Origin of the sequence: Variovorax sp. W2I14, assembly GCF_050435205.1 — a bacterium.
In the GTDB taxonomy this organism is placed as follows: domain Bacteria; phylum Pseudomonadota; class Gammaproteobacteria; order Burkholderiales; family Burkholderiaceae_C; genus Variovorax; species Variovorax paradoxus_C.
In genome coordinates, this window is sequence record NZ_JBNDJX010000001.1 from 4,583,178 (window position 1) to 4,606,826 (window position 23,649).

General features: G+C 68.0%; 20 protein-coding genes. 4 read left to right on the forward strand and 16 right to left on the reverse strand.

Annotated features, from left to right (window positions below):
* Position 1 precedes the first annotated feature (1 nt).
* The 16 genes from QF040_RS21565 to QF040_RS21640 form a co-directional block, all read right to left on the reverse strand.
* The gene (locus QF040_RS21565) at positions 2–1,360 is read right to left on the reverse strand and encodes an aspartate aminotransferase family protein (RefSeq protein WP_429612735.1); all 1,359 of its coding nucleotides are present in this window, start codon (positions 1,358–1,360) and stop codon (positions 2–4) included.
* Positions 1,357–2,460: a phosphotransferase gene (locus QF040_RS21570; RefSeq protein WP_429612736.1), complete on the reverse strand. Its 1,104-nt coding sequence runs from the start codon at positions 2,458–2,460 to the stop codon at positions 1,357–1,359. Before QF040_RS21570 ends, QF040_RS21565 begins: the two co-directional genes overlap by 4 nt.
* Complete coding sequence (locus QF040_RS21575) at positions 2,460–3,125, reverse strand: haloacid dehalogenase type II (RefSeq protein ID WP_429614681.1); 666 nt, start codon at positions 3,123–3,125, stop codon at positions 2,460–2,462. The genes QF040_RS21570 and QF040_RS21575 overlap by 1 nt, the downstream gene beginning before the upstream one ends.
* A gap of 278 nt (positions 3,126–3,403) precedes the next feature.
* Entirely contained in the window at positions 3,404–4,681 is a 1,278-nt protein-coding gene (locus QF040_RS21580; RefSeq protein WP_429612737.1) for an NAD(P)/FAD-dependent oxidoreductase, read from the reverse strand.
* Positions 4,682–4,731: 50 nt separating this feature from the next.
* On the reverse strand, positions 4,732–5,649 hold the full coding sequence (locus QF040_RS21585; protein ID WP_429612738.1) for a GNAT family N-acetyltransferase: 918 nt from the start codon (positions 5,647–5,649) through the stop codon (positions 4,732–4,734).
* A gap of 8 nt (positions 5,650–5,657) precedes the next feature.
* The gene (locus QF040_RS21590; RefSeq protein WP_307512394.1) at positions 5,658–6,983 is read right to left on the reverse strand and encodes an NAD(P)/FAD-dependent oxidoreductase; all 1,326 of its coding nucleotides are present in this window, start codon (positions 6,981–6,983) and stop codon (positions 5,658–5,660) included.
* A gap of 95 nt (positions 6,984–7,078) precedes the next feature.
* The gene (locus QF040_RS21595; RefSeq protein ID WP_429612739.1) at positions 7,079–8,497 is read right to left on the reverse strand and encodes an aldehyde dehydrogenase family protein; all 1,419 of its coding nucleotides are present in this window, start codon (positions 8,495–8,497) and stop codon (positions 7,079–7,081) included.
* Between the two features lie 33 nt (positions 8,498–8,530).
* Positions 8,531–8,884, reverse strand: a complete 354-nt coding sequence (locus QF040_RS21600; RefSeq protein ID WP_429612740.1) for a cupin domain-containing protein — start codon at positions 8,882–8,884, stop codon at positions 8,531–8,533.
* 228 nt (positions 8,885–9,112) lie between these two features.
* The gene (locus QF040_RS21605) at positions 9,113–10,591 is read right to left on the reverse strand and encodes an NAD-dependent succinate-semialdehyde dehydrogenase (protein ID WP_429612741.1); all 1,479 of its coding nucleotides are present in this window, start codon (positions 10,589–10,591) and stop codon (positions 9,113–9,115) included.
* Positions 10,592–10,629: 38 nt separating this feature from the next.
* Complete coding sequence (locus QF040_RS21610) at positions 10,630–11,718, reverse strand: tartrate dehydrogenase (protein ID WP_429612742.1); 1,089 nt, start codon at positions 11,716–11,718, stop codon at positions 10,630–10,632.
* A gap of 11 nt (positions 11,719–11,729) precedes the next feature.
* Positions 11,730–13,388, reverse strand: a complete 1,659-nt coding sequence (locus tag QF040_RS21615; protein ID WP_429612743.1) for an ABC transporter ATP-binding protein — start codon at positions 13,386–13,388, stop codon at positions 11,730–11,732.
* A complete protein-coding gene (locus QF040_RS21620; protein ID WP_429612744.1) occupies positions 13,388–14,302 on the reverse strand; it encodes an ABC transporter permease in 915 nt (304 codons plus the stop codon). The genes QF040_RS21615 and QF040_RS21620 overlap by 1 nt, the downstream gene beginning before the upstream one ends.
* Positions 14,303–14,312: 10 nt before the next feature.
* The gene (locus tag QF040_RS21625; RefSeq protein ID WP_429612745.1) at positions 14,313–15,269 is read right to left on the reverse strand and encodes an ABC transporter permease; all 957 of its coding nucleotides are present in this window, start codon (positions 15,267–15,269) and stop codon (positions 14,313–14,315) included.
* A 34-nt stretch (positions 15,270–15,303) separates the two neighbouring features.
* Positions 15,304–16,926, reverse strand: coding sequence for an ABC transporter substrate-binding protein (locus QF040_RS21630; RefSeq protein WP_429612746.1), 1,623 nt, complete (start codon positions 16,924–16,926; stop codon positions 15,304–15,306).
* A gap of 70 nt (positions 16,927–16,996) precedes the next feature.
* The gene (locus QF040_RS21635) at positions 16,997–18,289 is read right to left on the reverse strand and encodes an NAD(P)/FAD-dependent oxidoreductase (RefSeq protein WP_429612747.1); all 1,293 of its coding nucleotides are present in this window, start codon (positions 18,287–18,289) and stop codon (positions 16,997–16,999) included.
* A 31-nt stretch (positions 18,290–18,320) separates the two neighbouring features.
* Complete coding sequence (locus QF040_RS21640) at positions 18,321–18,986, reverse strand: haloacid dehalogenase type II (protein ID WP_306881823.1); 666 nt, start codon at positions 18,984–18,986, stop codon at positions 18,321–18,323.
* Between the two features lie 571 nt (positions 18,987–19,557).
* Here QF040_RS21640 and QF040_RS21645 point away from each other — a divergent pair.
* From QF040_RS21645 to QF040_RS21660, 4 genes are all read left to right on the forward strand, one after another.
* The gene (locus tag QF040_RS21645; protein ID WP_429612748.1) at positions 19,558–20,436 is read left to right on the forward strand and encodes a GNAT family N-acetyltransferase; all 879 of its coding nucleotides are present in this window, start codon (positions 19,558–19,560) and stop codon (positions 20,434–20,436) included.
* Positions 20,437–20,447: 11 nt separating this feature from the next.
* A complete protein-coding gene (locus tag QF040_RS21650; protein ID WP_429612749.1) occupies positions 20,448–21,383 on the forward strand; it encodes a 2-hydroxyacid dehydrogenase in 936 nt (311 codons plus the stop codon).
* Between the two features lie 195 nt (positions 21,384–21,578).
* The gene (locus tag QF040_RS21655; RefSeq protein ID WP_429612750.1) at positions 21,579–22,982 is read left to right on the forward strand and encodes an aspartate aminotransferase family protein; all 1,404 of its coding nucleotides are present in this window, start codon (positions 21,579–21,581) and stop codon (positions 22,980–22,982) included.
* 77 nt (positions 22,983–23,059) lie between these two features.
* Entirely contained in the window at positions 23,060–23,554 is a 495-nt protein-coding gene (locus tag QF040_RS21660; protein ID WP_013539071.1) for an Lrp/AsnC family transcriptional regulator, read from the forward strand.
* The last annotated feature ends 95 nt before the right edge of the window (positions 23,555–23,649 follow it).

The following is a 23,649-nucleotide window of genomic DNA, read 5'->3' on the forward strand; positions in this document are numbered from 1 at the left end:
TTCAAGCCGACGCTTGCGGCGTGCGCTGCGCCTCGGCGAGCGAGGCGTCGAGCGCTTCGATCACCATGCCCGCCTGCTCCGCCGACAGCACCAGCGGCGGGCGGATCTTGAGCACGTTGTGCCCCTGCGCGCAGGCACTGAGCAGCACGCCCTTGTCGCGCATCAGGTTGACCACCCGGCTGGTGAGGCCGCGATCCGGCGCGCGTGTCGCGCGGTCCGATACGAGTTCAACGCCCACGAAGAGCCCCGCGCCGCGCACGTCGCCGATGGCCTCGTGCCTTGCGGCGAGGCCGGCGATGCCGTCGCGCAGCAACTTGCCGACCTGGGCGGCGTGCGGCAACAGCCGCTCCCGTTCGATGGTCTCCAGCACCGCCAGCGCGGCCGCGCAAGAGACCGTGTTGCCGGCGAAGGTGTTGAAGTAGCGCGAGTGCTTGCCGAATTCCGCCAGCGCGTCGGCGGTCGCAAGAAGCCCCGCGATCGGCTGGCCGTTGCCCATCGGCTTACCCAGCGTGACGATGTCGGGAACGACGCCATGGCGCTGGAAGCCGCACATGTGCTCGCCGGTCCGGCCGAAGCCTGGCTGCACCTCGTCGGCAATGAAGAGGCCACCGGCGCGCTTGATCGCCTCGACCGCTCCCTTCAGGAAGCCCGCGGGCTCGGGCAGGATGCCGTCGCTGGTGAAAAGCGAATCGACGATCAGGGCTGCCGGCTTGATGCCGTGCCGCTGCAGGTCGGCAATCGCTGCCTCCACGTCGCGCGTGAAGCGCTCTCCCAGGTCGGCGCCTTCGGCGTGGTACAGGCGCGGCGCCGGCACCAGCCGAACGTGCGGGCCGAGGGCGACCGTCACGCCGAGCGATGGCGAGAACTGCGACACCGCGTCGGTGATGCCGTGATAGGCCGTGTCGGTCACGATCACACCCGTGCCGCCCGTGCGCACCTTGGCGATGCGGTAGGCCAGGTCATTGGCCTCGCTGCCGGTGCAGGTGAGCATCAGGTGGGCCAGGTCCGTGCCGGGCACGCTGGCGATCAGGCGTTCGGCCAGCGCGAGGATGGTGTCGTGCAGGTACCGCGTGTTGGTCGCGAGCGTCTGCACCTGGCGGCAGATCGCCTCGGTCACCGCGGGGTGGCAGTGGCCGAGCGAGGTGACGTTGTTGTAGACGTCGAGGTAGCGGCGGCCTTCCGGGTCCATCAACCAGACGCCGTCGCCGCGCACGATGTGCAGCGGGTGTTCATACATCAGCCGGTAGGCCGGGCCGAGCAGCGCATTGCGCCGCTCGATCATCGCCTCGGTGGCGGGCCCGACGTTGGCGCGGCCGGGAATGTAGGCGTTGACCATGTTGAAGTCGGCAGTGGTTTTCATGAGGAGGTTCCGGTTCGTGTGGGGGTCAGCAAGCGGTCGCGCGCTTCGTGGCGGGAGAGGTCTGCCATCTGCGCCAGCCCCTCCCAGGCCGCGGGGTTGTGCCGCAGGATGTAGGCGCGGTTTTCGGGATAGCGCAGGGCGCGCCACTCCGAGATCAACGCAGTGATGAGATGGCGCGTCGCCATGAGGTCGGCCACGACTTCCTGCTCCGGCGCGGTCAGCGGCAGCACGGACTGGTAGGCGCCGACGAACTGCGCCGGCCCTTCGAACGGATCCGCGCTGCCGGTCATGTGGAAGGCGGCAGCCGTCGCCACCTCGCCCACCAGCGGCGCATGGAGCATGTCGCCGAAATCGATGATGCCGGTGATGCGCGCCGGGTCATCGGGCGCGACCAGCACGTTGTAGAGGTGGTAGTCGTTGTGGATCACCTGCGCCCGGAGCGATGCGAGGCGAGGCAGCACATGCGCGGTGAAGCGCGCCATGAACGACCGGGCCAGCGCACGCCGCGGTTCTTCGGCCAGGCTGTCGAGCTGCACGGTCAGCCGGTGTGCTGCCGACACGTTCCACAGCAGATCGTGCGTGGCCGCGGGATGCGTGAAGTCCCGCAAGGCAAGGTTCAGTTCGGCGAGGCCCTTGCCCATCGCCATGCGCTGGGCGGCGGTGCGCGGCGTCTCGCGGATCTGGACGCCCTCCAGGTAGGTGAGCATGCGCACGGTGGTGGGGGTGCCGTCGGCGAGCGCCACGGTGCCGCGCGCACGTCCATCGAGCATTCGCACGACGCGGGGGACCGGCTGGCCGGGCGAGGTGCGCGCGATGTGCTCGATGGCGGCGATCTGGAAATCGACCAGCGACACCGGCTCCGAAGGGTTGCTGATCTTGAACACGTAGCGCGCGCCGTCCGAGGATTCCAGCGCGCAGTTCTGGTCGCGCTCGCCGGCCAGTGCCTTCACGCCGACATCCATGCCGTAGAGATGCGCCACCAGCGCCTGGACCTCGGCCGGCGCCAGGTCGGGCACTGCGGTGCCCAGTTCGGCGGCCTCGCCCGGGCGATCTTCGGGCACCGCTCCCTGGCGGCCAGGGGAGGAGTCGAGGCTGGCCATCAGAGTCCGAGCAGTGCGGGAAGCTGGCGAACGTCTGTCAGGCGGTTCACGCCGTATTCGGTCGACGGGGGCTCATGGCCCCGGTCGATGAAGGCCTTGGCCATGAAGCCGAGATCGGACGCCGTCATCAGGTCGTACCGGAAGCTCGAGGAGACATGCATCATGCGGTCGGGCCCGCATCCCAGTCGGTCGAACATGTGCTCGAAGGCTTGCATGCGCGGCTTGTAGGCGCGCGCTTCCTCGGCGGTGTAGACCGCGTGGAAAGGCGCCTTGAGGTGCGCGATGCTGTGGGGAATGAGGTCGACCATCGAATTCGACAAAATCACCAGCGGCACATGCGGCGCAATCGCCTCCAGCACTTCGATCACGTTCGGATGCGGCTGCCAGGTCGGCACCGCGGCGTACAAGGCGACTGCATCCGATGCCAGGCATTCGATGCCGTGCGCCTTGCAGGTGCGCTGGATGGCGTTTTGCACCACGTCGAAAAAAGGCTTCCAGTCGCCCAGCACCTCGTCGAGGCGGTAGGCCTTGAAACTGTCCAGGAATGCCGGCATCCGGTCGGCTGGAACGCGGTCCTTGAACAAGACCTTTGCCGTCGGGCCCATCTCGAAATTGATGAGCGTGCCATAGCAATCGAAGCTGATGAATTTGGGTTTGAAGATCATCGGTAGACCTGCTGCGTTGAGAGGAAACAAGTCTAGGTTTGCCCCCTCTGCAGGAGATGCCATATCGCTGTGGATACCGAGCAGATTCTTGGTCAATGCGCGAGCGGCCTGGCATTTTTGGCGGCGCTGTTCTTCGGGTTGCCGCGTACCGAACGCTGACTTGGCGGCAGAACCATCATTCGCTTTGCCACGCAAGACACGCCGATGGGCGCGCCTCGCGCAAACCTGCTGTCGCCATCTTGAATCTCGCCGACGCCTGTTCGCGTCGCCGAATCCGCTCAGCGCACCAGATCCTGAAAGCGGTAATACGCCCCGACGATGGGAAGAAACCATGGCTTGCCGAAATGGCCCGGAATCGCAGGCCAGTCGAAATCACGCCAGGGGTTCAGGTCGGCGCGGCCATCCAGCACTTCCGCCATGACCGCGCCCATGTAGGTCGACATGTGCGTTCCATGCCCGCTGTAGCCCATGGAATAGAAAAGGCCGTTGCGCTCGCCGGCGCGCGGCAGGCGGTCGCGTGTCATGTCGACCATGCCGCCCCAGCAGTAGTCGATGCGGGTGTCTTTCAGCTCGGGGAAAACTTCCACGAGCGACCGTTGCAGGATGGCACCGCTCTTCATGTCCGACGCGGGGTTGGATGCCGCAAAACGCGCGCGGCCGCCGAACAGCAGGCGGTTGTCCGGCGTGACGCGGAAGTAGTTGACGAAGTTCTTCGTGTCCGTCGTCATTCGGCGCCGCGGCGTGAGCCGGTCGAGCACTTCGACCGACAGCGGCTCGGTCACGATGATGAATGCCCCCACGGGCACGATGCGGCGGCGGAACCATGCCAACGGCCCTATGGCCGACGTTCCGGTCGCGAGCAGCACCTGCTTGGCGCGAACGCTGCCGTTGGGGGTTTCGACCTGATGCACCGAACCGCCCTGGCGCTGCAGGCCGACGACTGGCGCGTTCTCGTAGATGCGCACGCCGCGCCTGGCTGCCGCGACGGCAAGCCCGTGGCCATAGCGGCCCACGTGCATGCCGGCGCTCTTGCCGAAGACCATGCCGCCGAAATACCGATCCGACCCGATCTCGCTGCGCAGGTCCGCCCGCGTGACCATGTGGGTGTCCGGATCGCACTCCTTCTCCATCAGTGCCTGCGCGCGGGCCAGCTTGTCGTAGTGCTCCGGCTTGGCAGCGAGCTTGAGCTTGCCGACGCGCTTGAAGTCGCAGTCGATGCCTTCCTCCGCGATCAGCGATTCCACCTTGCACACACCCGCGTCGAAGGCGCGATAGAGCATGTTGGCGCGCTCTCGTCCGAGCCCGCCCGACAACGCGACGTAGTCCTGTGCGAAGCCGTTGTTGCACATGCCGCCGTTGCGGCCGGACGCGGCACTGCCCACGGTGCTGGCGTCGAACACCGCAACGCTCGCACCCTTCTTGGCGAGCGCGATGGCCGCGGACAACCCGGTAAAGCCTGCACCGACCACCGCCACATCGACGTCGCCGCTGGGCGCTTCGGTCTGTGCGGCGGTGAACCTGGGCGCGGTATCGAGCCAGTAGGGCATCAGCTTCATGGACAAACTTTCATCGTCTCCGGGACGAATTTGCGAGGTGGGTCGCGGCGTCAGCCGAACGACTGGTTGGAAAGGGCGAACAGGCGCGCGTCCGCATCCGCATCTGCTTCTGCATTTGCACCGATGACCCGAGCCTGGATGTCGCGCACCATGGGCACCGCATGGCCGACGCAGGGCAGCCCCATGTCGCTCAGCCAAGCAGAGAGACCGCTGCTCCCGGTCACGTCGATGCGAAGGAACCGGCCGCGGGTTCGGCCAGCCAGTGCGGCGATGAGATCCATCGCGTCCGCCGCACTGTCTACGCCCGATGCGACCACCGGGCCGATCACCACGCCACGCCCGAATTCCCTGGCGCAGGCGTAGGCCGACACACCGGCACCGTGATCGACGACCATCGTCGTCCCGGCCGCGAACAGCGCATTCAGCAATGCAGTCCGGTCCATCCCCGTGGCGGCCAGGTCCAAGCGGCGCACGCTCTCGTCGTCTGCGGCTCGCAGGGGGCGCACGCTCGCCGGCGTCGTGGCAAGAACGGTTTCCGCGGGCAGTACGGCCTGATGCTGAAACACCTGCCCGCGCGCGACGAATCCGAGCTGTGTATAGAGCGGAAGGCCTTCCTGGGTGGCGTTCAGGAACACCGTGCGATCGCGCGCCTCGTCGAGCAGCTTTTCCATCAAGGCCCGCCCGAGGCCGCGGCCCTGCATGCCCGGATCGACGATGACCATGCCCATCGAGGCATGGGTCTGTCCATAGGGCCACCACAGCGCCGTGGCGACCAGGCGGCCGTCGACTTCCGCCGCGAAGCCGCTGCCGAGATCGAAGGCGAAGCGCCAGTCGGCTTCCCGGTACGGCCATCCCAGTGCGGCCGATTGTTCGACCGCGTCCGGCAAATGATCGGCGCGCAGCGCGATCAGGTGCGGCGTCGTCTTGTGCGCTGGTGGGTGCAGCCCACGAGAGGGGTCGAGCGTCATGGCGTGGTCTAGAAATCCGAAACCTTGCCCCAGGCCGAAGACAGGAATCGGTCCGGGTGATACGGGCGCGGGTCGACAAGGGGTTCTGCACCGCTGACGATGTCGGCGATCAGGTGCCCGGCCCCTGGACCGATACCGAAGCCATGGCCGCTGAACCCTGCCGCCAGCACGAGCCCGGGCAGGTTCGTGATCTCGCCGATGCCCGGCACACCGTCGGGCGTGCTGTCCACATAGCCGGCCCAGGATGCGGTGACCGAACTCCCCTTCAGCGTCGGCATCAGTTCGACGGCGCGCTTGTACGTGAGGCGAACAGCCGATGCGTCCGCCTTCGGATCGAGCACGCGCATCCGCTCCATCGGCGTCGGCTTGTCGAGCCGCCAGCGGGACCAGGCTTCATGGCCCGAGCGGACGCCTTCGAGTCCGCCGGGCGCGAGATTGCGCCATCGCCGCTGGAACATCGGCAGGAACTGCGGTGCAAAACGCAAGAGCTGCAGCGTCGGATCCACGCGACCACGACCGCTGATGGCGATCGCGTATCCGCCGTTCATGCGCCGCGTCATGGAAACGCCGGTCGTGTGGAGCGCAGGCGGAATCTCCTTGCTGCCCGTGGCAACCGACAGCATCGTCTGGCGGATCGATGCCTGCGGAAACCGGATGCCGTATTGGCGGCAGAACGACGATGCCCAGGCGCCGCCGGCGAGCACCGCGACCTTGGTGCGGATGGTTCCGCGCTCGGTGACCACGGCCGACAGGCGCCCGCCTTCGGTCTCGATACCTCGCGCCGCGCAGCCCTGGTGAATCGTGCCGCCGAGCTTCATCAGGGCCCGCGCCACGGCGGGGGCCGCTCGCGAAGGGTCCGCGGTGCCGTCGGTCGGCGAGAAGACGCCGCCCTTCCAGGGCTTGCCGCTGGCCCGGCCGTGTCGAGCCGCCTCGTCGGCCGTCAGCATGTGGGTTTTCACATCGACGGTGCGCGCAAATTCTCCCCAGCGCGCCCAACCGTCCAGCTCCTTCTCGCTGTTGCTGAGGTACAGCAACCCGCATCTCTGGAACCCCGTGACCTCGCCGGTTTCCGCGGCGAACTGCTCCCACAGGTCCAGGCTCTTCGTGGCCATCGGCAACTCGCGGGCGTCGCGGTTCTGCTGACGGCACCAACCCCAGTTGCGGCTCGATTGCTCGGCGCCGACACGTCCTTTTTCGACGAGCGCGACCTTCATCCCGCGCTTGGCCATGTAGTACGCGGCAAAGACGCCGATGATGCCGCCGCCGATCACGACAACGTCGGCGTGCGTCGGCAGTTCTGGACTGGACTCGACGGAAACTAGAGGTGCGGGCATGCTTGTGATACCGGTGAAAGTTCAGTGAAAACTGGAGGACAGGTTTGGTTTCGCGTGACGCCGCTTCCTCGCTTCCTCGTTTCTTGGAAGCAAGGTCAATAGCCGAGGATGGCCTTGGTTTCGAGGTACTCCTCGAGCCCATGGACGCCGTATTCGCGGCCATTGCCCGACCGCTTGTATCCGCCGAACGGCGCATGGCTGTTCCACGCCGGATAGTTGATGTGCACCTGGCCGGCGCGAATTTGCCTGGCTACGCGCTGCGCTCGCTCCCGGTCGCCGGACTGCACGCTGGCGCCGAGGCCATAGACCGTGTCGTTCGCAATCGCAATGGCCTCTTGCTCGTCCCGATACGGAATGATGACCAGCACGGGGCCGAATATTTCTTCCCGCGCCACCCTCATGTCGGGCGTCACGTTGGAGAACACGGTCGGCTGTGCAAAGTAGCCATGCGTCAAGCCGGCGGGCCGGCCCGGACCGCCGCAGACGAGCTTGGCGCCCTCTTCGATTCCGCTGGCGATCATCTCTTGCACCCTCGCAAACTGCGCGGCGTTTGCAATCGGACCCATCGACGTCTTTTCGTCGTGCGGATCGCCCACCGCGATGCCCGCCACCGCCGCTCGTGCCAATGCTTCCACCTCGGCCAGCCGCGACGCGGGCACCAGCATCCGTGTCGGCGCGCTGCACGATTGGCCCGCGTTGCGCATTCCCGCCAGCACGCCCTTGGCCACGCCTTGTTCGAAATCGGCGTCGTCCAGAAACAGGTTCGGCGACTTGCCGCCCAGTTCCTGCACGACGCGTTTCACCGTCACCGCAGCGGCCTGGGCCACGAGCACACCGGCGCGCGTCGAGCCGGTGATGGAGATCATGTCGACATCGGGGTGCGCGGCCAGCGCCGCACCGACCACCTCTCCCCTGCCCCCGACCAGGTTGAAGACGCCGGCCGGCGTGCCGGCGTCGTGCATTACCTGCGCGAAAAGCTGCGCACTGTAGGGCGACAACTCACTGGGCTTCAGGACGACCGTGCAGCCCGCGGCGATCGCCGGCGCGACCTTGGCGGTGATCTGATAGAGCGGCCAGTTCCATGGCGTGATCAGTGCACACACGCCGATCGGCTCTTTCGAAATGGCGGTGCTGCCATCCAGGGAAAAAAACTTGTAGCGCTGAAGCACTTCCATCTGCGCGCGAACATGCGCGATGCCGAAGGGCACATGGGCGGCCCTGGCGAATCCGATGGGCGCACCCATCTCCGCCACGATGGCTTGCGCGAACAACTCCGCGCGTTCTTCCAGCAGCGCCAGGATTCGCCGCAGCAGCGCAAGCCGCTCGTCCACGGTGCTGCGTGAGAACGTCTCGAAAGCGCGCCGGGCCGCGGCGACAGCCAGGTCCACATCCGTCGACGAGCCCGCTGCAACGTGCCCGATGATCTGTTCGGTAAACGGATCGACGACCGCAATGCTCGCGACATCGGTGCGGCCTTGCCAGCACCCATCGATGTAGAAGCGGGCGTCGTTCATGAGTGGTTCAGTTGTCATCACGGCGCTTTCCGGTCAAGCCATGACCCACACCTTGCGGACGGTTTCGATGGTGCGCCACGTGCCGACATAGCCCGGCTTCATGATGAAGCAGTCGCCGGCCTTGTAGGTCGACGGGGGCTGGCCCTGCTCCGTGATCTCCACCACGCCCGAAAGGATCAGGCAGAACTCCCACGTTTCTCCCTTGATGGAGTGATTGACGCCAACGGTCGACTCGAACACACCCGCGCGGACCTTGCCGTCTTTCGCACTGTCGACGTCCCAGTTGCGGCATACGACATCGCCCTCGATGACGCGTTCCGCCGGCGGCCGGTATTCACGCGGTTCGCCGAGCTGGTCGAGGTTGAATGGGACAAGAAGCTTGGACATGTGGAACCCTGTTCGCGTTGGTTGGATGGTGAACCAATGCTAGAAAAATTCCGGCTGCGTTGATGCTGAACCATCGGTCGATAACAGCGGGAAATATGTCTTTGCGGGCGTGCGCTGATGGATCGTGCGGTGGCCGTTGGCGCGTCGAGAAGGAGGTGCGGTCCACCGGCTGGTTCGGTAGCCCACGGTTGGGTTTTCTCGACGCAACCAGGGCGAAACGATGCGCCGTTAAAGCTGCCCCTGGCACACGTACTTGATGTGCATGTAGTCGTCCAGGCCATGCACCGAGCCTTCGCGCCCGTAGCCCGATTCCTTCACGCCGCCGAAGGGCGCCGCCTCGGCGGCCAGTGCGCCTTCGTTGACGCCGACGATGCCCGATTCGAGCGCCTCGGTCACGCGCCAGATGCGGCGCGCGTCGGTCGAATAGAAGTAGGAGGCGAGGCCGAAGGGCGTGTCGTTGGCGGCGGCAATCACCTCGGCCTCGGTCTCGAAGCGCGTGACCGGAACCACCGGCCCGAAGGTCTCCTCGCAGCTGCATTCCATGCTGGCGTCGGCATTCACCAGCACGGTCGGCGCGTAGTAGTTGGGGCCGTCGCAGCGCGCCGAACGCAACCGCTCGCCGCCGACCGCGATGCGCGCGCCGCGGGACACGGCATCGCGCACGTGGCGCTCCATCTTGTCTACTGCGCGCGCGTTGATCATCGGCCCGATCTGCGAATCGGCTTCGGTGGCCGGGCCGACCTGAAGCGCGCCGACGCGCGCCGCCAGCTTGTCGACGAAGGCGTCGTGCACCCTGGCCTGCACGAACACACGGTTCGGGCACACGCAGGTCTGGCCGCCGTTGCGGAACTTGGCGGCCATCAGGCCTTCCACCGCGGCATCGATGTCGGCGTCTTCGAACACGATGAAGGGCGCGTTGCCGCCGAGTTCGAGCGACAACTTCTTCAACGTATCGGCCGAGGCGCGCGCGAGGTGCTTGCCCACGGGTGTCGAGCCGGTGAAGCTGATCTTGCGCACGCGCGCATCGGCCAGCCACACATCGACCACCTCGGGCGTGCGTTCGCGCGAGGCGGTGACGATGTTGAGCACGCCGGCCGGCACGCCCGCTTCCTGGGCCAGCTTCACGAGCGCGAGCGACGTCAGCGGCGTGTCTTCGGCCGGCTTGCAGACCACGGTGCAGCCCGCAGCGAGCGCGGGGGCGATCTTGCGCGCGATCATCGCGGCCGGAAAATTCCACGGCGTGATCGCGGCGACCACGCCCACGGGCTCCTTCAGCGCGAGCATGCGGCGGCCGCTCACCGGTGCGGGAATCACCTCGCCGTTGGCGCGCGTGGCCTCTTCGGCGAACCACTCGACATAGCTGGCCGCATAGGCCACTTCACCGCGGCCCTCGGCCAGCGGCTTGCCCTGTTCGCGCGAGATCAGGCGGCCCAGGTCTTCCTGGTGCAGGAGCATCAGGTCGTTCCAGCGCTTGAGGATCCGCGCGCGCTGCTTGGCCGGCACGGCGCGCCAGGCAGGGAAGGCCGCATGCGCCGCATCGACCGCGGCGCGCGCATCGGCGGCCGTGCCGTCGGGCACGCTCGCGAAGACGCTGTCGGTGGCGGGGTCGGTCACATCGAGGCGGCGTGCATCGCTGGCGTCGCGCCATTCGGCGCCGATGAGGTGAAGGCCCGGCAGCAGGTCCTGGCGTTGGAGAGTGAGTGGCATGGTCGAAAAGTTGGTGAGGGATGTCTGCAGGTTGCGCGTCAGGCCGCGGCTACGCGTTCGGCAATGGCGATGCCCAGTTCCGTCGTGGAAGCCGTGCCGCCCAGGTCGCGCGTGCGCGGCCCTTCGCGCAGCACCGCCTCGATCGCGCCGAGGATGGCGTCGTGCGCCGCGCGGCCGGCGCCCTGGCCTTGCGTGAGAAAGTCCAGCATCAGCGCGCCCGACCAGATCATCGCGATCGGGTTGGCGATGTTCTGGCCGTAGATGTCGGGCGCCGAACCGTGCACCGGCTCGAAGAGCGACGGAAACCTGCGCTCCGGATTGAGGTTGGCCGAGGGCGCGAGGCCGATGGTGCCGGTGGTCGCCGGCCCGAGGTCCGAGAGGATGTCGCCGAACAGATTGCTCGCCACCACCACATCGAAGCGCGTGGGCTGCAGCACGAAGCGCGCCGACAGGATGTCGATGTGCTGCTTGTCGACCGTCACATCGGCGTATTCGCTGCCGATGGCATCGGCGCGGCCGTCCCACCAGGGCATGCTGATCGCGATGCCGTTGCTCTTGGTGGCCACCGTGAGATGCTTGCGCTTGCGGCTGTTGGCCAGCTCATAGGCGTAGCGCAGCACGCGGTCGGTGCCGTGGCGCGAGAACACCGACTCCTGGATCACGATCTCGCGGTCTGTGCCTTCGTACATCACGCCGCCGAGCGAGGTGTATTCGCCCTCGGTGTTCTCGCGCACCACGAGGTAGTCGATGTCGCCGGGCTTGCGGCCGGCCAGCGGACAGGGCACGCCTTCGAACAGGCGCACCGGGCGCAGGTTGATGTACTGGTCGAACTCGCGGCGGAACTTCAAGAGCGATCCCCAGAGCGACACATGGTCCGGCACGGTCGCGGGCCAGCCGACGGCGCCGAAGTACAGCGCATCGACGCCCTTGAGCTGCGCCTTCCAGTCGTCCGGCATCATCTGGCCGTGTGCGGCGTAGTAGTCCGCGCTGGCCCAGTCGAAGGTGCGGCAATCGAGTTCGAAGCCGAAGCGCTCCGCGGCGGCCAGCACCACGCGCAGGCCTTCGGGCATCACTTCCTTGCCGATGCCGTCGCCGGCGATCAGCGCAACGCGAAAAGTCGGTGTCATCTCGGTCCTTGTCATGGTGTGGCGATGGTGGCGGCGGCGGAGGTGGCAGTCGCGGTCACGGCGCGGTCCATCTCGTCGAGCCATCCGCAGCGCAGCTCGGGAACGGAGCGCGCGAGCAGTTCGTAGTAGGGGTGGTGCGGCCCGCGGTCGTAGTCGGCGCGCGCCACCTGCGCGAGCTTCTTGCCGTGCTGCATCACCACGATCTCGTCGCACACCGCGCGCACCGTGTGCAGGTCGTGGCTGATGAAGAGGTACGACACGCCCAGCTCGCGCCGCAGCTCCGCCATGAGGTCGAGCACCGCCGCGCCGACCACCGTGTCGAGCGCCGAGGTCACCTCGTCGCAGAGGATGAGGTCCGGATCGGCCGCCAGCGCGCGCGCCAGGTTCACGCGCTGCTTCTGCCCGCCCGACAGGCCGCCCGGCAGGCGCCCGGCCACGGTCTGCGGCAGCTTCACCAGGTCGAGCAGCTCGCAGATGCGCTTGCGCAGCGGCTCGCCGCGCAGGCCTTTGTAGAACTGCAGTGGCCGCGCCAGGATGCGCTCGATGGTCTGCGACGGATTGAGCGCCGTGTCGGCCATCTGGAACACGATCTGGATGCGGCGCAGCTCGTCGCGCTCGCGCTGCTGCAGCGTCGGTTTCAGTTCGCGGCCATGGAACAGCACGCTGCCGTGGCTGGGCTTGAGCAGGCCCGCCACGGCGCGCGCGAGCGTGGTCTTGCCCGAGCCCGATTCGCCGATCACGCCGATGGCCTGGCCGCGGTAGAGCTTGAGATCGATGTTCTCCAGGATCGGCTTGGCCGGCCGCCCCTGCGCATCCACCGGTCCGTAGCCGGCCGAGAGCTGGCGCACTTCCAGCAGCAACTCGGGATCGTCGTTCGCGGCCTTGGCCGACGCGCGCACCACCGGCCGGGCCGCTGCCAGCAGGCTCCTGGTGTAGTCGTCGGCCGGCGCGGCGAGGATCTGCGCGGTCGCGTTCAGCTCGCGCATGCCGCCGTTGCGCAGCACCAGGATGTGGTCGGCCATCTGCGCCACCACCGCGAGGTCGTGGCTCACGTACACCGCGGTGGCGCGGCGCTCGCGCACCACGCGGCGGAAGGCGCGCAGCACCTCGATCTGCGTGGTCACATCCAGCGCGGTGGTCGGCTCGTCGAGGATCACGAGGTCGGGGTCGCCGATGAGCGCCATCGCTGCCATCAGCCGCTGCAGCTGGCCGCCCGACACCTGGTGCGGATAGCGCGCGCCGATGCCTTCCGGATCGGGCAGCGCGAGTTCGCGGAAGAGCTGCACCGCCTTGGCCTCGGCCTCGGCGCGCTTGCACAGGCCGTGGATCACGGTGGGCTCGACCACCTGGTCCATGATCGTTCGCGACGGGTTGAACGATGCGGCCGCGCTCTGCGCGATGTAGGCGACCGTGCGGCCGCGCAATGCGCGCTGCGCACGGGCGTCGAGCGCCAGCATGTCGGTGTCGCCGATGCGCACGCTGCCGCCCGAGATGCGGCAGCCGTCGCGCGCATGGCCCATGAGCGCGAGCGCGGTGGTGGTCTTGCCCGAGCCCGATTCGCCGATGAGCGCGAGCACTTCGCCCGGCTGCACCGAGAAGCTCAGGTTGTCGACCAGCGTGCTGGTGCCCGCGCAGATGCACAGGCCCTTGACAGTGAGTGAGGCACCCATCAGAGCTTCCCCCGTTCGCGCGCGGCTCGGCCGGGCAGGTTGTCGATGACCAGATTGACCGCGATGGTCAGGCTCGCGATGGCCAGCGCCGGCACGATCACCGAGGCGCCGCCCATGGCCAGCGCGCCGATGTTCTCGCGCACCAGCGAGCCCCAGTCGGCCGCCGGCGGCTGGATGCCCAGGCCCAGGAAGCTCAGGCTCGCCAGCAGCAGCACCACATAGACGAAGCGCAGGCCCAGGTCGGCCAGCATCGGGCCGAGGATGTTGGGCAGGATCTCGCGCAGCATGATGTAGAGCGTGCCTTCGCCGCGCGTGCGCGCCACGGTCACATAGTCGAGCGCGTTGATGTTCACGGCCAGCGAGCGCGCCATGCGGTAGGCGCCGGGCACGTAGATGATGGCCGCGGTGACCACCAGCATCGCCACCGACGAACCGAAGCCCGCCACCATGATGAGCGCGAACATCTTGCTCGGGATGGCGGTCAGTGTGTCCAGGCCGCGGCTGAGCACCGAATCGGTCCAGCGGCCGCTGGCGGCGGCCAGCAGCGCAAGCGTCGTGCCGGTTCCGCTGGCCAGCAGCGTGGCCAGCAGCGCGACGCCGATCGTGTAGCGCGCGCCCTCGATGATGAGCGCCAGCATGTCGCGGCCGAGGTAGTCGGTGCCGAGCCAATGCGCCGCGCTGATCGGCTCGAAGACGTTGGAGGTGCCCATCGCGGCCGTGCCGTGCGAGAGCATCCACGGACCGAGCAGCGCCGCGAGCAGCCAGAACACGAGCACCGCGAGGCCCAGCAGGCCCGAGACGCCGAAGCCGCCGAGCCAAGGCAGCATGCGGCCCCGGCGTTCCTGCGGCACCGGCACCGCGGGCATCGGGGGCACCGCGGCGCTTGCGGCGGCTGAAGTGGTGGAGGTTTCCATGGTGTTCCCTTCAGCGGTGCCGCAGCCGCGGGTTGGCGAGGATGCCGAAGATGTCGGCCGTCGTCACCAGGATCAGGTAGGCGCAGCAGAAGATCATGGCGCAGGTCTGCACCAGCGGCATGTCGCGCTGCGAGACGCCGTCGACCATCAGCTTGGCGATGCCCGGGTAGTTGAAGATCGTCTCCACGATGATCACGCCGCCCAGCAGGTACGACAGGCTCAGTGCCACCGCGTTGGCAATCGGCCCCACCGCATTGGGCAGCGCGTGCGCGAGCACCATGCGCATCGGCGAGGCGCCCTTCAGGCGCACCATCTCGATGTAGGGCGCCTCGAGCTGGTCGATGACCGCGGCGCGCGTCATGCGCATCATCTGCGCCACGATCACGCAGCACAGCACCAGCACCGGCATGGCGAAGGCGCGCAGCAGCTGGCCCAGCGACTCGATGTCGTTCACGAACGAAAGCGCCGGCAGCCATCGCAGCTTGACCGCGAACACCAGCACCGCGAGCGTCGCGACCAGGAACTCGGGCACCGACACCACCGCCACCGCGCTCGTCGAGGCGGCCCGGTCGAACCAGGAGCCTCGCCACACCGCCGAGGCGATGCCCAGCGTCAGCGCGATCGGCACCGAGAACAGCGCGGTGACGGCCGCCAGCAGCAGCGAGTTGGGCAGGCGGCTGGCGACCAGGTCGGCCACCGGCATCTGCGTCGTGGCCGAGAGGCCGGGGTCGCCCTTCAGCATGCCGAAGAGCCACTTCGCATAGCGCTCGGGCGCCGGCACGTTCAGGCCCATCTGGGCGCGGAGCGCCGCCACCGCTTCGGGCGTGGCGTCCTGGCCGAGCTGCTCCTGCGCCGCATCGCCGGGCAGGACCGCGGTGATCGAGAACACGACCACCGACACCGCCAGCAGCGACAGCAGCGCGAGCGCAATGCGCTGGCCGAGGAGCTTGAGGATCACGCGGTTCATGGCGAACACCCCATGGAGCGATGGCCTGCGCGCGTCATGCCTCGAGCCACACGTTCTCGGCGAAGTTGTAGCCCATGAGCCCGCCCAGCGGAATCGGCGACAGGCCCTTGAGCTTGGCGCTGTGGCCGTCGATGCTCGCAAGGAACAGCGGGATGCCGATGCCGGCGTCCTGGTGGATCATGGTCTGCATGTCGGCATACATCTGCTTGCGCTTGGCCAGGTCGGTCTCGGCGCGCGAGGCGAGCAGCAGCTGGTCGAACTTCTCGCTCTTCCAGCGCGACTCGTTCCATGCCGCGCCCGACTGGAAGAACTGCGTGAGCAGCACGTCGGCGCTCGGGCGCGGATTGACGTTGCCGAAACCGACGTGGCTGTTGAGCCAGTGATTCGACCAGTAGCCGTCGGCCGGCATGCGCTTGATATCGAGCTCCAGGCCGGCGCGCTGCGCGGTCTGCTGCAGCAACAGGGACATCTCGACCGAATACAGCGCCGCGGGCGATGCCACCATCGGCACCTTGCCGGTGATGCCCGACTTCTGCAGGTGGAACTTCGCCTTGTCCAGGTCGAAGGAACGCTGCGGCAGGCCGGCGAAGTGGAAGCGGTTGGTCGGGTCGATCGGTTGGTCGTTGCCGATCACCGCGTAGTCGAGCGCGATGGTCTTCTTCATCTGCTCGCGGTCGAACAGGTGCTTCATGCCGAGCACGAAGTCCGGGTTGGCGCCGGGGCCCACGTCCTTGCGCATCACCAGGTCGGAGTACTGGCCCGACTGCGTGACGAAGATGCCGAAGCCCGGCGTTCCCTTCACGCGGTCCACCGAGCGCGGGTTGACCGAGCCCACCAGGTCCATGCCGCCCGACAGCAAGGCGTTGACGCGCGCGCTCTCGTCGCCGATGCCCACGAACTCGATCTCGTCCAGGTACGGCTTGCCCGGTTTCCAGTAGGCGTCGTTGCGCACCACCAGCGAGCGGATACCGGGCTTGAACTCCTTCAGCTTGTAGGGGCCGGTGCCGATGCCTGCGTTGAAATCGGTGGTGCCCTCCTTGACGATCTGGAAGTGCGAGGTGCCCAGGATCACCGGCAGGTCGGCGTTCGGCGCCGTGAGCACGAAGGTCACCTCGTTGGCGCCGGTCGCCTTGACGCTCTCGATCTGGTCGGCGAGCACCTTGGCCTTGGACGCGGTGGCCGGGTCCTTGTGGCGCATCACCGAAAACACCACGTCAGCGGGCGAGAGGGCCTTGCCGTCGTGGAAAGTCACGCCCTTGCGCAGCGTGAACACCCAGGTCTTGGCGTCCTTGGTGGTGAACGATTCGGCCAGCGCGGGTTGCGGCGTGAGGCTGCCGTCCAGCGAGGTCAAGCCGTTGTAGACCATGTTGCACCGCGAGTAGTCGGTCTGGTTCGACTGCTTGGCCGGATCGAGCGTGTCGGTTGCCGCGGCCGTGGCGCCCGCCACCCGAATGCGCCCGCCGCGCCGCGGCGTCTGCGCATGGGCCGACACCGCCATGCCCGCGAGGCTGCCGGCCAGCGTGGCCTGCATGCCGCCGGCCATCAGCATCGCGAGGATGTCGCGCCGCGAGGCGCCGCGTTTCAGCGAATCCATCACGCGAAGGCTTTCGCCGGGGCCGACGAGATGTTCGAGGCTCTTTTTGTTGCTGTCGCTCATGGTGGGTACTCCTGGGAGGCCGTGGGGTGGAAGAAATCGAAAGGGGGAAATGCAGATCGGCAGCGGGCGCTCAGGCCAGTCTGTCCTTGAGCCGGTAGTACATGCCCACCGCCGGCAGGAACCAGGGCGCACCGAAGTGGCCGGGGATGGCGGGCCATGCACGGTCCCGCCAGGGGTTGGCGTCGGCGTCGCCATTCATCACGGCGGCCATGCGCTCGCCCATGTGGACCGACATCTGCGTGCCGTGGCCGCTGTAGCCCATGGCGTAGTAGAGGCCGTTGCGCTCGCCGGCATGGGGCAGGCGGTCCTGCGTGATGTCGACGAGGCCACCCCAGCAGTAGTCCAGGCGCACCGCGCCCAACTGGGGAAAGGTCTCGGCCAGCCCCGCGCGCAGGATCTCGCCGCTCGCGGCATCCGACTGCGGGCTGGAGATCGCGAAGCGCGCGCGTCCGCCGAACACCAGCCGGTGATCGGCCGTGAGGCGGAAGTAGTGATGGATGTTCGCGACCGTCGTGTAGGTGCGCCGCGCCGCCAGCAGCGCGTGTGCGCGCTCGGCGCCCAGCGGCTCGGTCACCACGATGAAGCTGCCGATCGGCACGATGCGCCGGCGCAGCCAGCCGAAGCTGCCGTAGCCGCCATGGCGCGAGGCGCCGGTGGCCAGCAGCACCTGCTGCGCGGTGACGCTGCCGCGCGCCGTGTGCAGCCTGTGCGCATGGCCCTGGCCCAGGCGCTCGATGCGTTCGACGGCGGTGCTTGTATGAATCTGCGCGCCGTGGCGCTGCGCGGCCGTGGCCAGGCCGTGGGCGAAGCGGCCCATGTGCATCTGGCCGCTGCGCTTGTAGAGCAGGCCGCCGTGGAAGCGATCGCTCTGCACCTCGCCGCGCACCCGCGCCGCATCGAGGATTTCGACCTCGGTGTCCACGCCGTCGCCGACCAGCCGCTGCGCGCTGCGCTCGAGCGCGTCCATCTGGCTGGCGCGCGTGGCGAGCTTGAGCTTGCCGTGCCGCATGAAGTCGCAGTCGATCTCCTCGTCGCGCACCAGCCGCGCCACGGCGTCCACCGCGGCGTCGTAGGCGTGGTACCAGGCGCGGGCTTTTTCAACGCCGACCTTGGCCGCCACATCGGCATAGTCCACGGCCAGCCCGTTGTTGACGTGCCCGCCGTTGCGGCCCGACGCTTCCGCCGCCACGCGCGCGCCGGCCTCCAGCACCGCGACGCGGGCACCGCGCCGGGCGAATGCCAGCGCCGCCGAGAGGCCGGTGAAGCCACCGCCGACGATCGCGACGTCGACCTGCCCTGGCAGCGCGCACGCCGCGGGGACAAAGGCCGGCGCCGAATCGGTCCAGTAGGAGTCGAGCTTCATGGCGTGATGAGGCGTGCGGGCCGCGGAGCGATCAGAGACCGACGACGCCGGGAAGGCCGCCGATGTCCTGGATTTCCGTGTAGCGATAGGCCGGGTTGCCCGGGCCGTGGCCGCGGTTCACGAACACCTTGTTGACGATGCCCAGGTCGTCCGCCGACATCAGGTCGTAGCGCAGGCTGGACGACACGTGCAGCACGTCCTCCGGGTTGCAGCCCAGCGAGTCGAGCATGTACTCGAAGGCTTGCAGGCGCGGCTTGTAGGCCTGCGCCTGCTGCGCGGTGTAGACACGGTGGAAGGGCGCGCCGAGCATCGCGACGTTCTTCTGGATCTGGTCGTCGGACGCGTTCGACAGGATCACCAGCGGAATCTCCTTGGCGACCTTTGCCAGGCCGGCCGCCACGTCATCGTGCGGGCTCCAGGTGGGCACCGCGTCGTAGATCTTCTGCGCGTCCAGGTCGAAGTACTGGATCTTCCATTTCTTGCACAGGCGCCGCACCGCGTTCTTCAGCACCACCTCGTAGGGCTTCCAGTCGCCCAGCACCTCGTCGAAGCGATAGGCGGTGAAGTCGGCATGGAACTCTTCCATGCGCTCGGCCGGAATGCGGTCGGCGAAGAGGTCGGCGGCCATCTCCTTCATGCGGAACCGGGTGAGAGTGCCGTAGCAGTCGAAGGTCACGTATTTGGGACGGAAGGTCATGGTCTCGAATCCTTGATCAAAAAAGTTGGGACATGGATGGGAATTGCGACAAGCTCATTACGAAGTGATTGCAGCACGCAGTCGCGTGACGGATGTGTGGAAAAACGATGTCCGCCGCAACGAAGCTGCGGTTTGCGGGGGCGGCGACGGCATGCCGTGCGGTCTGCCCTCGATGCGTGCCGCCATGCACCTTGATGTGCCGCTGCACAGCCGGTCGGCACGCTTTTGAAGCGCTGCCTCGCGTCGGCTGGCTCGCATCCCAGGCCCTGCCGATGCCGTTGGCACTGCTGAAGCAGCCCACCGGGATGTGCGTGGACAGAGGCATTGCGTGGCATGGGTGTGGCATTGGCATGAGGAGCGGCGATACATAAGGGAATGGCGACCGATGCTAGGCAGGTTGCCGCAGCATTTGTGTGCGTATGCCGGGTGCGCCACCGCAGGCAATTGCAAAAGCGGGGCATGCGGCAGGCGAAGCTTGCGAGTTGCGGTGGATGCCCGTTTCGCTCTGGTGCACAGCTGCGTTGTCGTCCAAGATGGACGCGCAATCCACCGCAACAGAGAGAGTTTTCCGATGCCCGATCCGATTCCGAATGCACCCGCCATGGACGGCGTGGTGTTCAGACCGATGACGCCCGCCGACCTGCCGCATGTGCATGCACTGTCCGCCGAATTGCGCTGGCCGCATCGCCCGGCGGACTGGGCGCAGACGTTCGCGCATGCCGAGGGAATCGCAGCCGAGCGCGACGGCCAGATCGTCGCGACCGGCCAGCGCTGGCTCTGGGGGCCCGCCCACGCGACCATCGGATTGGTGATCGTCTCCCCCGCTTGCCAGGGCCGCCGCATCGGGCACCGGCTGATGACCGCGCTGCTCGACGGCCTGGAAGACCGCACCGTGCTGCTGCATGCGACGGCCGAAGGGCGCGGACTCTATGAGCGCCTGGGCTTCGTGCGCACCGGCGAGATGCGCCAGCACCAGGGCATTGCGTTGTCGCCGCCGCTGGTCGCGTTGCAGCCGGGCTGGCGCCTTCGGCCCGCGGGCCTGAACGAACTGCCTGCGCTGCAGGCACTCGACGCGGCATCGCGCGGCATGCCGCGCAATGCGCTGATCGCCGACCTGCTGCAAAGCGCCGATGCCTGCGTGGTGCTCGATCGCGAGAACGAGCCCGTCGGCTTCGCGATGCTGCGGCGCTTCGGGCGCGGCCATGTCATCGGTCCGGTGGTGGCCCCCGATGCGGACGGCGCGAAGGCATTGATCGCGCACCTTGCGGGCGTGAATGCCGGCCAGTTCACGCGCATCGACATCGACTTCGACAGCGGGCTGGCCGAATGGCTCGAAAGCATCGGCCTGCTGCGCGTGGATGCGCCCACGACGATGGTGCGCGGCGCGCCGCTCGCCGTGCCGCCGGCCGGGCCGACGCTGTTCGCGCTCGTCACGCAGGCCGTGGGCTGAAGGGGAAACCGATGGGCACCACGACCTTCCTCTACAAGTCCGACCCCGTGCGCGGTCGCCAGTGGGCCGAGGTGTTCGCCCGCCGCCGGCCCGATGTCGACTTTCGCATCTGGCCCGACGTCGGCGATCCGGCGCAGGTGCGCTTTCTTGCGGCCTGGGAGCCGCCGCCCGACATGGCGGAGCGCTTCCCGAACCTGCAGGTGCTGTTTTCCTCGGGCGCGGGCGTCGACCAGTTCGACTTCGCTGTGCTGCCGCCCGCGTTGCCGGTGGTGCGCATGGTCGAGCCCGGCATCGTGCGCGGCATGGTCGAGTACGTGACGCATGCGGTGCTCGGCCTGCATCGCAACATGCCGCAGTACCAGCGCCAGCAGGACGAAGGCGTGTGGAAGCCGCTGCCCGTGCTGCCCGCCGGCGAGCGGCGCATCGGCGTGCTCGGCCTGGGCTCGCTCGGGCAGGCCGCGCTGGCGCAGCTCGTCGCACTGGGCTTCGACTGCGCGGGATGGAGCCGCTCACGGCATGCGGTCGACGGCGTGCAATGCCATGCCGGTGCCGACGAGCTGCCGGCCTTTCTGGCGCGCACCGACATCCTCGTGTGCCTGCTGCCGCTGACCGACTCGACACGCGGTTTTCTCGATGCGCGGCTGTTCTCGCTGCTGCCCGCGGGCGCGGGCCTGGTGCACGTGGGGCGCGGTCCGCAACTGGTGGACGCGCACTTGCTCGCAGCCCTTGCCAGCGGGCAGATCGGCGATGCGGTGCTCGATGTGACCGACCCCGAGCCGCTGCCGCCGGAGCATGCCTTCTGGCGCCATCCGCGCATCCGGCTCACGCCGCACATTGCCAGCATGACGCAGCCGCTGAGCGCCGCAGAGGCGCTGCTCGACAACGTCGCGCGCTTCGAAGCCGGCGAGCCGATGGTCGGTTTGGTCGATCGCGCGCGCGGGTATTGAGTCGTCGATCGAAGCGCCCCATCGAAGCGCCCATCGAGACGCCGAAAAGACCGACCGCACGATCTGCTGCCGACGCCGCACACAACCGCAGCCTGCTTCGCGGAGCACCCCCAAAGCAGCACCACCTCGCGCGATGCGCGGCCTAAGCTGAGGGCATCGACAGCCTCCTTTGCTCTCGCCTTCACACACACCGCCATGACGCACCCCACCGCATTGCCTCACCACGCCGCGCTCGACGCGATCGACCGCGCCCACCTCATCCACCCCGTCTCGCCCTGGCGCGTGCACGAGCAGCGCGGCCCCACCGTGCTGGCCTCGGGCCGCGGCGCCTGGTTGACCGACGGCAACGGCCACGAGCTGCTCGACGCCTTCGCCGGCCTCTGGTGCGTGAACGTGGGCTACGGGCAAGAGAGCGTGGTGCAGGCCGCTGCCGAGCAGATGCGCCGGCTGCCGTATGCCACCGGCTACTTTCACTTCAGCAGCGAGCCGGCCATCCGTCTCGCCGAGAAGCTGGTGCAGATCACGCCCGCGTCGCTCACCCGCGTCTACCTGACGCTGGGCGGCTCCGAGGCGGTCGATGCGGCCGTGCGCTTCATCGTGCAGTACTACAACGCGACCGGCCGGCCTTCCAAGAAGCAGTTCATTTCGCTGGAGCGCGGCTACCACGGCTCGTCGTCCACCGGCGCGGGCCTCACCGCGCTGCCGGCCTTCCATCGCGGCTTCGACCTGCCGCTGCCCACGCAGCACTACATCGCGTCGCCCTACGCCTACCGCCGTGCCGATGGCGGCGACCCGCAAGCGCTGATCGCCGCGTCGGTCGCGGCCTTGCGCGCCAAGGTGGCCGAGCTGGGCGCGGACAACGTGGCGGCCTTCTTCTGCGAACCCATCCAGGGCTCGGGCGGTGTCATCGTGCCGCCCGTGGGCTGGCTGAAGGCCATGCGCGAGGCCGCGCGCGAGCTCGACATCCTCTTCGTCGTGGACGAAGTCATCACCGGCTTCGGCCGCACCGGCCCGATGTTCGCCTGCGAGGCCGAGGGCGTGGAGCCCGACCTCATGACCATGGCCAAGGGACTGACCGCCGGCTATGTGCCGATGGGCGCCACCATGATGTCCGAGAAGGTCTACGCCGGCATCGCCGACGGCGCGCCCGCCGGTGCGTCCATCGGCCATGGCGCGACCTATTCGGCACACCCGGTGGGCGCCGCGGTTGCGCTCGAGGTGCTGCGGCTCTACGAGGAAGGCGGCGTGCTCGCCAACGGCCAGCGCGGCGCCGCGCATTTCGCGGCCGGGCTCGATGCGCTGCGCACGCACCCGCTGGTGGGCGATGCGCGCCACCGCGGCCTGCTGGGCGCACTGGAGCTGGTGAGCGACAAGGCCAGCAAGCGCGGCTTCGATGCGGCGCTGGGGTTGTCCGACCGCATCTTTGCCGCCGGCTACCGCAACGGCCTGGTGTTCCGCTCCTTCGGCGACCACATCCTCGGCTTTGCGCCCGCGCTCACCTTCACCGAGGACGAGTTCGCGCAGCTCTTCGCCCGGCTGAAGAAGACGCTCGACGAAGTGCTCGAGGCACCCGACGTTCGCGCCGCGCTGGCGGCCTGAACAGGAAGGCGCGCAAAGCCGCCCGGATCACCGGCCGACAACGCAGAATCGGACCTTTCCTGTAATCGGGCTCCGCCATGTCAGAAGCTTTCAAGATCGACCGACTCGACCTGCGCATCCTGGCCCAGTTGCAGAAGAACGGGCGCATGACCAACGTCGACCTGGCGGACGCGGTCGGACTGTCGCCCAGCCCCTGCCTCATCCGCGTCAAGCGGCTGGAGCAGGCCGGCTACATCGCCGGCTACGGCGCGCACCTGCGGCTCGAGAAGCTCGGCGACACGCTCACGGTTTTCACCGAGGTCACGCTGCAGGACCATCACCGCGAAGACTTCGTGCGCTTCGAGGCCGCGATCCGCGAGGTCGACGAGGTGCTCGAATGCCACCTGGTCAGCGGCGGCTACGACTACCTGCTGCGCTTTCTCACCCGCGGCGTGAACCACTACCAGGAAGTGATCGAGGGCCTGCTCGAACGCAACATCGGCATCTCGAAGTACTTCAGCTACATCGTCATCAAGTCGCCGTTCATCAAGACGCACTGCCCGATCGAGCGGCTTTTTCCTCACGAGCACTGAACGCTGCCGGGCCAGACATCTGGCTGGAGGACCGGAACGCACGGCGATGAGCGGCGGCCGCGGCTTCATCTGATGTTCATCTGCCGGTCGACCTG

Excerpts from the sequence above, each read along its gene's own strand:
- QF040_RS21565 (WP_429612735.1), bottom strand. The coding sequence starts at position 1,360 with ATGAAAACCACTGCCGACTTCAACATGGTCAACGCCTACATTCCCGGC.
- QF040_RS21570 (WP_429612736.1), bottom strand. The coding sequence starts at position 2,460 with ATGGCCAGCCTCGACTCCTCCCCTGGCCGCCAGGGAGCGGTGCCCGAA.
- QF040_RS21575 (WP_429614681.1), bottom strand. The coding sequence starts at position 3,125 with ATGATCTTCAAACCCAAATTCATCAGCTTCGATTGCTATGGCACGCTC.
- QF040_RS21580 (WP_429612737.1), bottom strand. The coding sequence starts at position 4,681 with ATGAAGCTGATGCCCTACTGGCTCGATACCGCGCCCAGGTTCACCGCC.
- QF040_RS21585 (WP_429612738.1), bottom strand. The coding sequence starts at position 5,649 with ATGACGCTCGACCCCTCTCGTGGGCTGCACCCACCAGCGCACAAGACG.
- QF040_RS21590 (WP_307512394.1), bottom strand. The coding sequence starts at position 6,983 with ATGCCCGCACCTCTAGTTTCCGTCGAGTCCAGTCCAGAACTGCCGACG.
- QF040_RS21595 (WP_429612739.1), bottom strand. The coding sequence starts at position 8,497 with ATGAACGACGCCCGCTTCTACATCGATGGGTGCTGGCAAGGCCGCACC.
- QF040_RS21600 (WP_429612740.1), bottom strand. The coding sequence starts at position 8,884 with ATGTCCAAGCTTCTTGTCCCATTCAACCTCGACCAGCTCGGCGAACCG.
- QF040_RS21605 (WP_429612741.1), bottom strand. The coding sequence starts at position 10,591 with ATGCCACTCACTCTCCAACGCCAGGACCTGCTGCCGGGCCTTCACCTC.
- QF040_RS21610 (WP_429612742.1), bottom strand. The coding sequence starts at position 11,718 with ATGACACCGACTTTTCGCGTTGCGCTGATCGCCGGCGACGGCATCGGC.
- QF040_RS21615 (WP_429612743.1), bottom strand. The coding sequence starts at position 13,388 with ATGGGTGCCTCACTCACTGTCAAGGGCCTGTGCATCTGCGCGGGCACC.
- QF040_RS21620 (WP_429612744.1), bottom strand. The coding sequence starts at position 14,302 with ATGGAAACCTCCACCACTTCAGCCGCCGCAAGCGCCGCGGTGCCCCCG.
- QF040_RS21625 (WP_429612745.1), bottom strand. The coding sequence starts at position 15,269 with ATGAACCGCGTGATCCTCAAGCTCCTCGGCCAGCGCATTGCGCTCGCG.
- QF040_RS21630 (WP_429612746.1), bottom strand. The coding sequence starts at position 16,926 with ATGAGCGACAGCAACAAAAAGAGCCTCGAACATCTCGTCGGCCCCGGC.
- QF040_RS21635 (WP_429612747.1), bottom strand. The coding sequence starts at position 18,289 with ATGAAGCTCGACTCCTACTGGACCGATTCGGCGCCGGCCTTTGTCCCC.
- QF040_RS21640 (WP_306881823.1), bottom strand. The coding sequence starts at position 18,986 with ATGACCTTCCGTCCCAAATACGTGACCTTCGACTGCTACGGCACTCTC.
- QF040_RS21645 (WP_429612748.1), top strand. The coding sequence starts at position 19,558 with ATGCCCGATCCGATTCCGAATGCACCCGCCATGGACGGCGTGGTGTTC.
- QF040_RS21650 (WP_429612749.1), top strand. The coding sequence starts at position 20,448 with ATGGGCACCACGACCTTCCTCTACAAGTCCGACCCCGTGCGCGGTCGC.
- QF040_RS21655 (WP_429612750.1), top strand. The coding sequence starts at position 21,579 with ATGACGCACCCCACCGCATTGCCTCACCACGCCGCGCTCGACGCGATC.
- QF040_RS21660 (WP_013539071.1), top strand. The coding sequence starts at position 23,060 with ATGTCAGAAGCTTTCAAGATCGACCGACTCGACCTGCGCATCCTGGCC.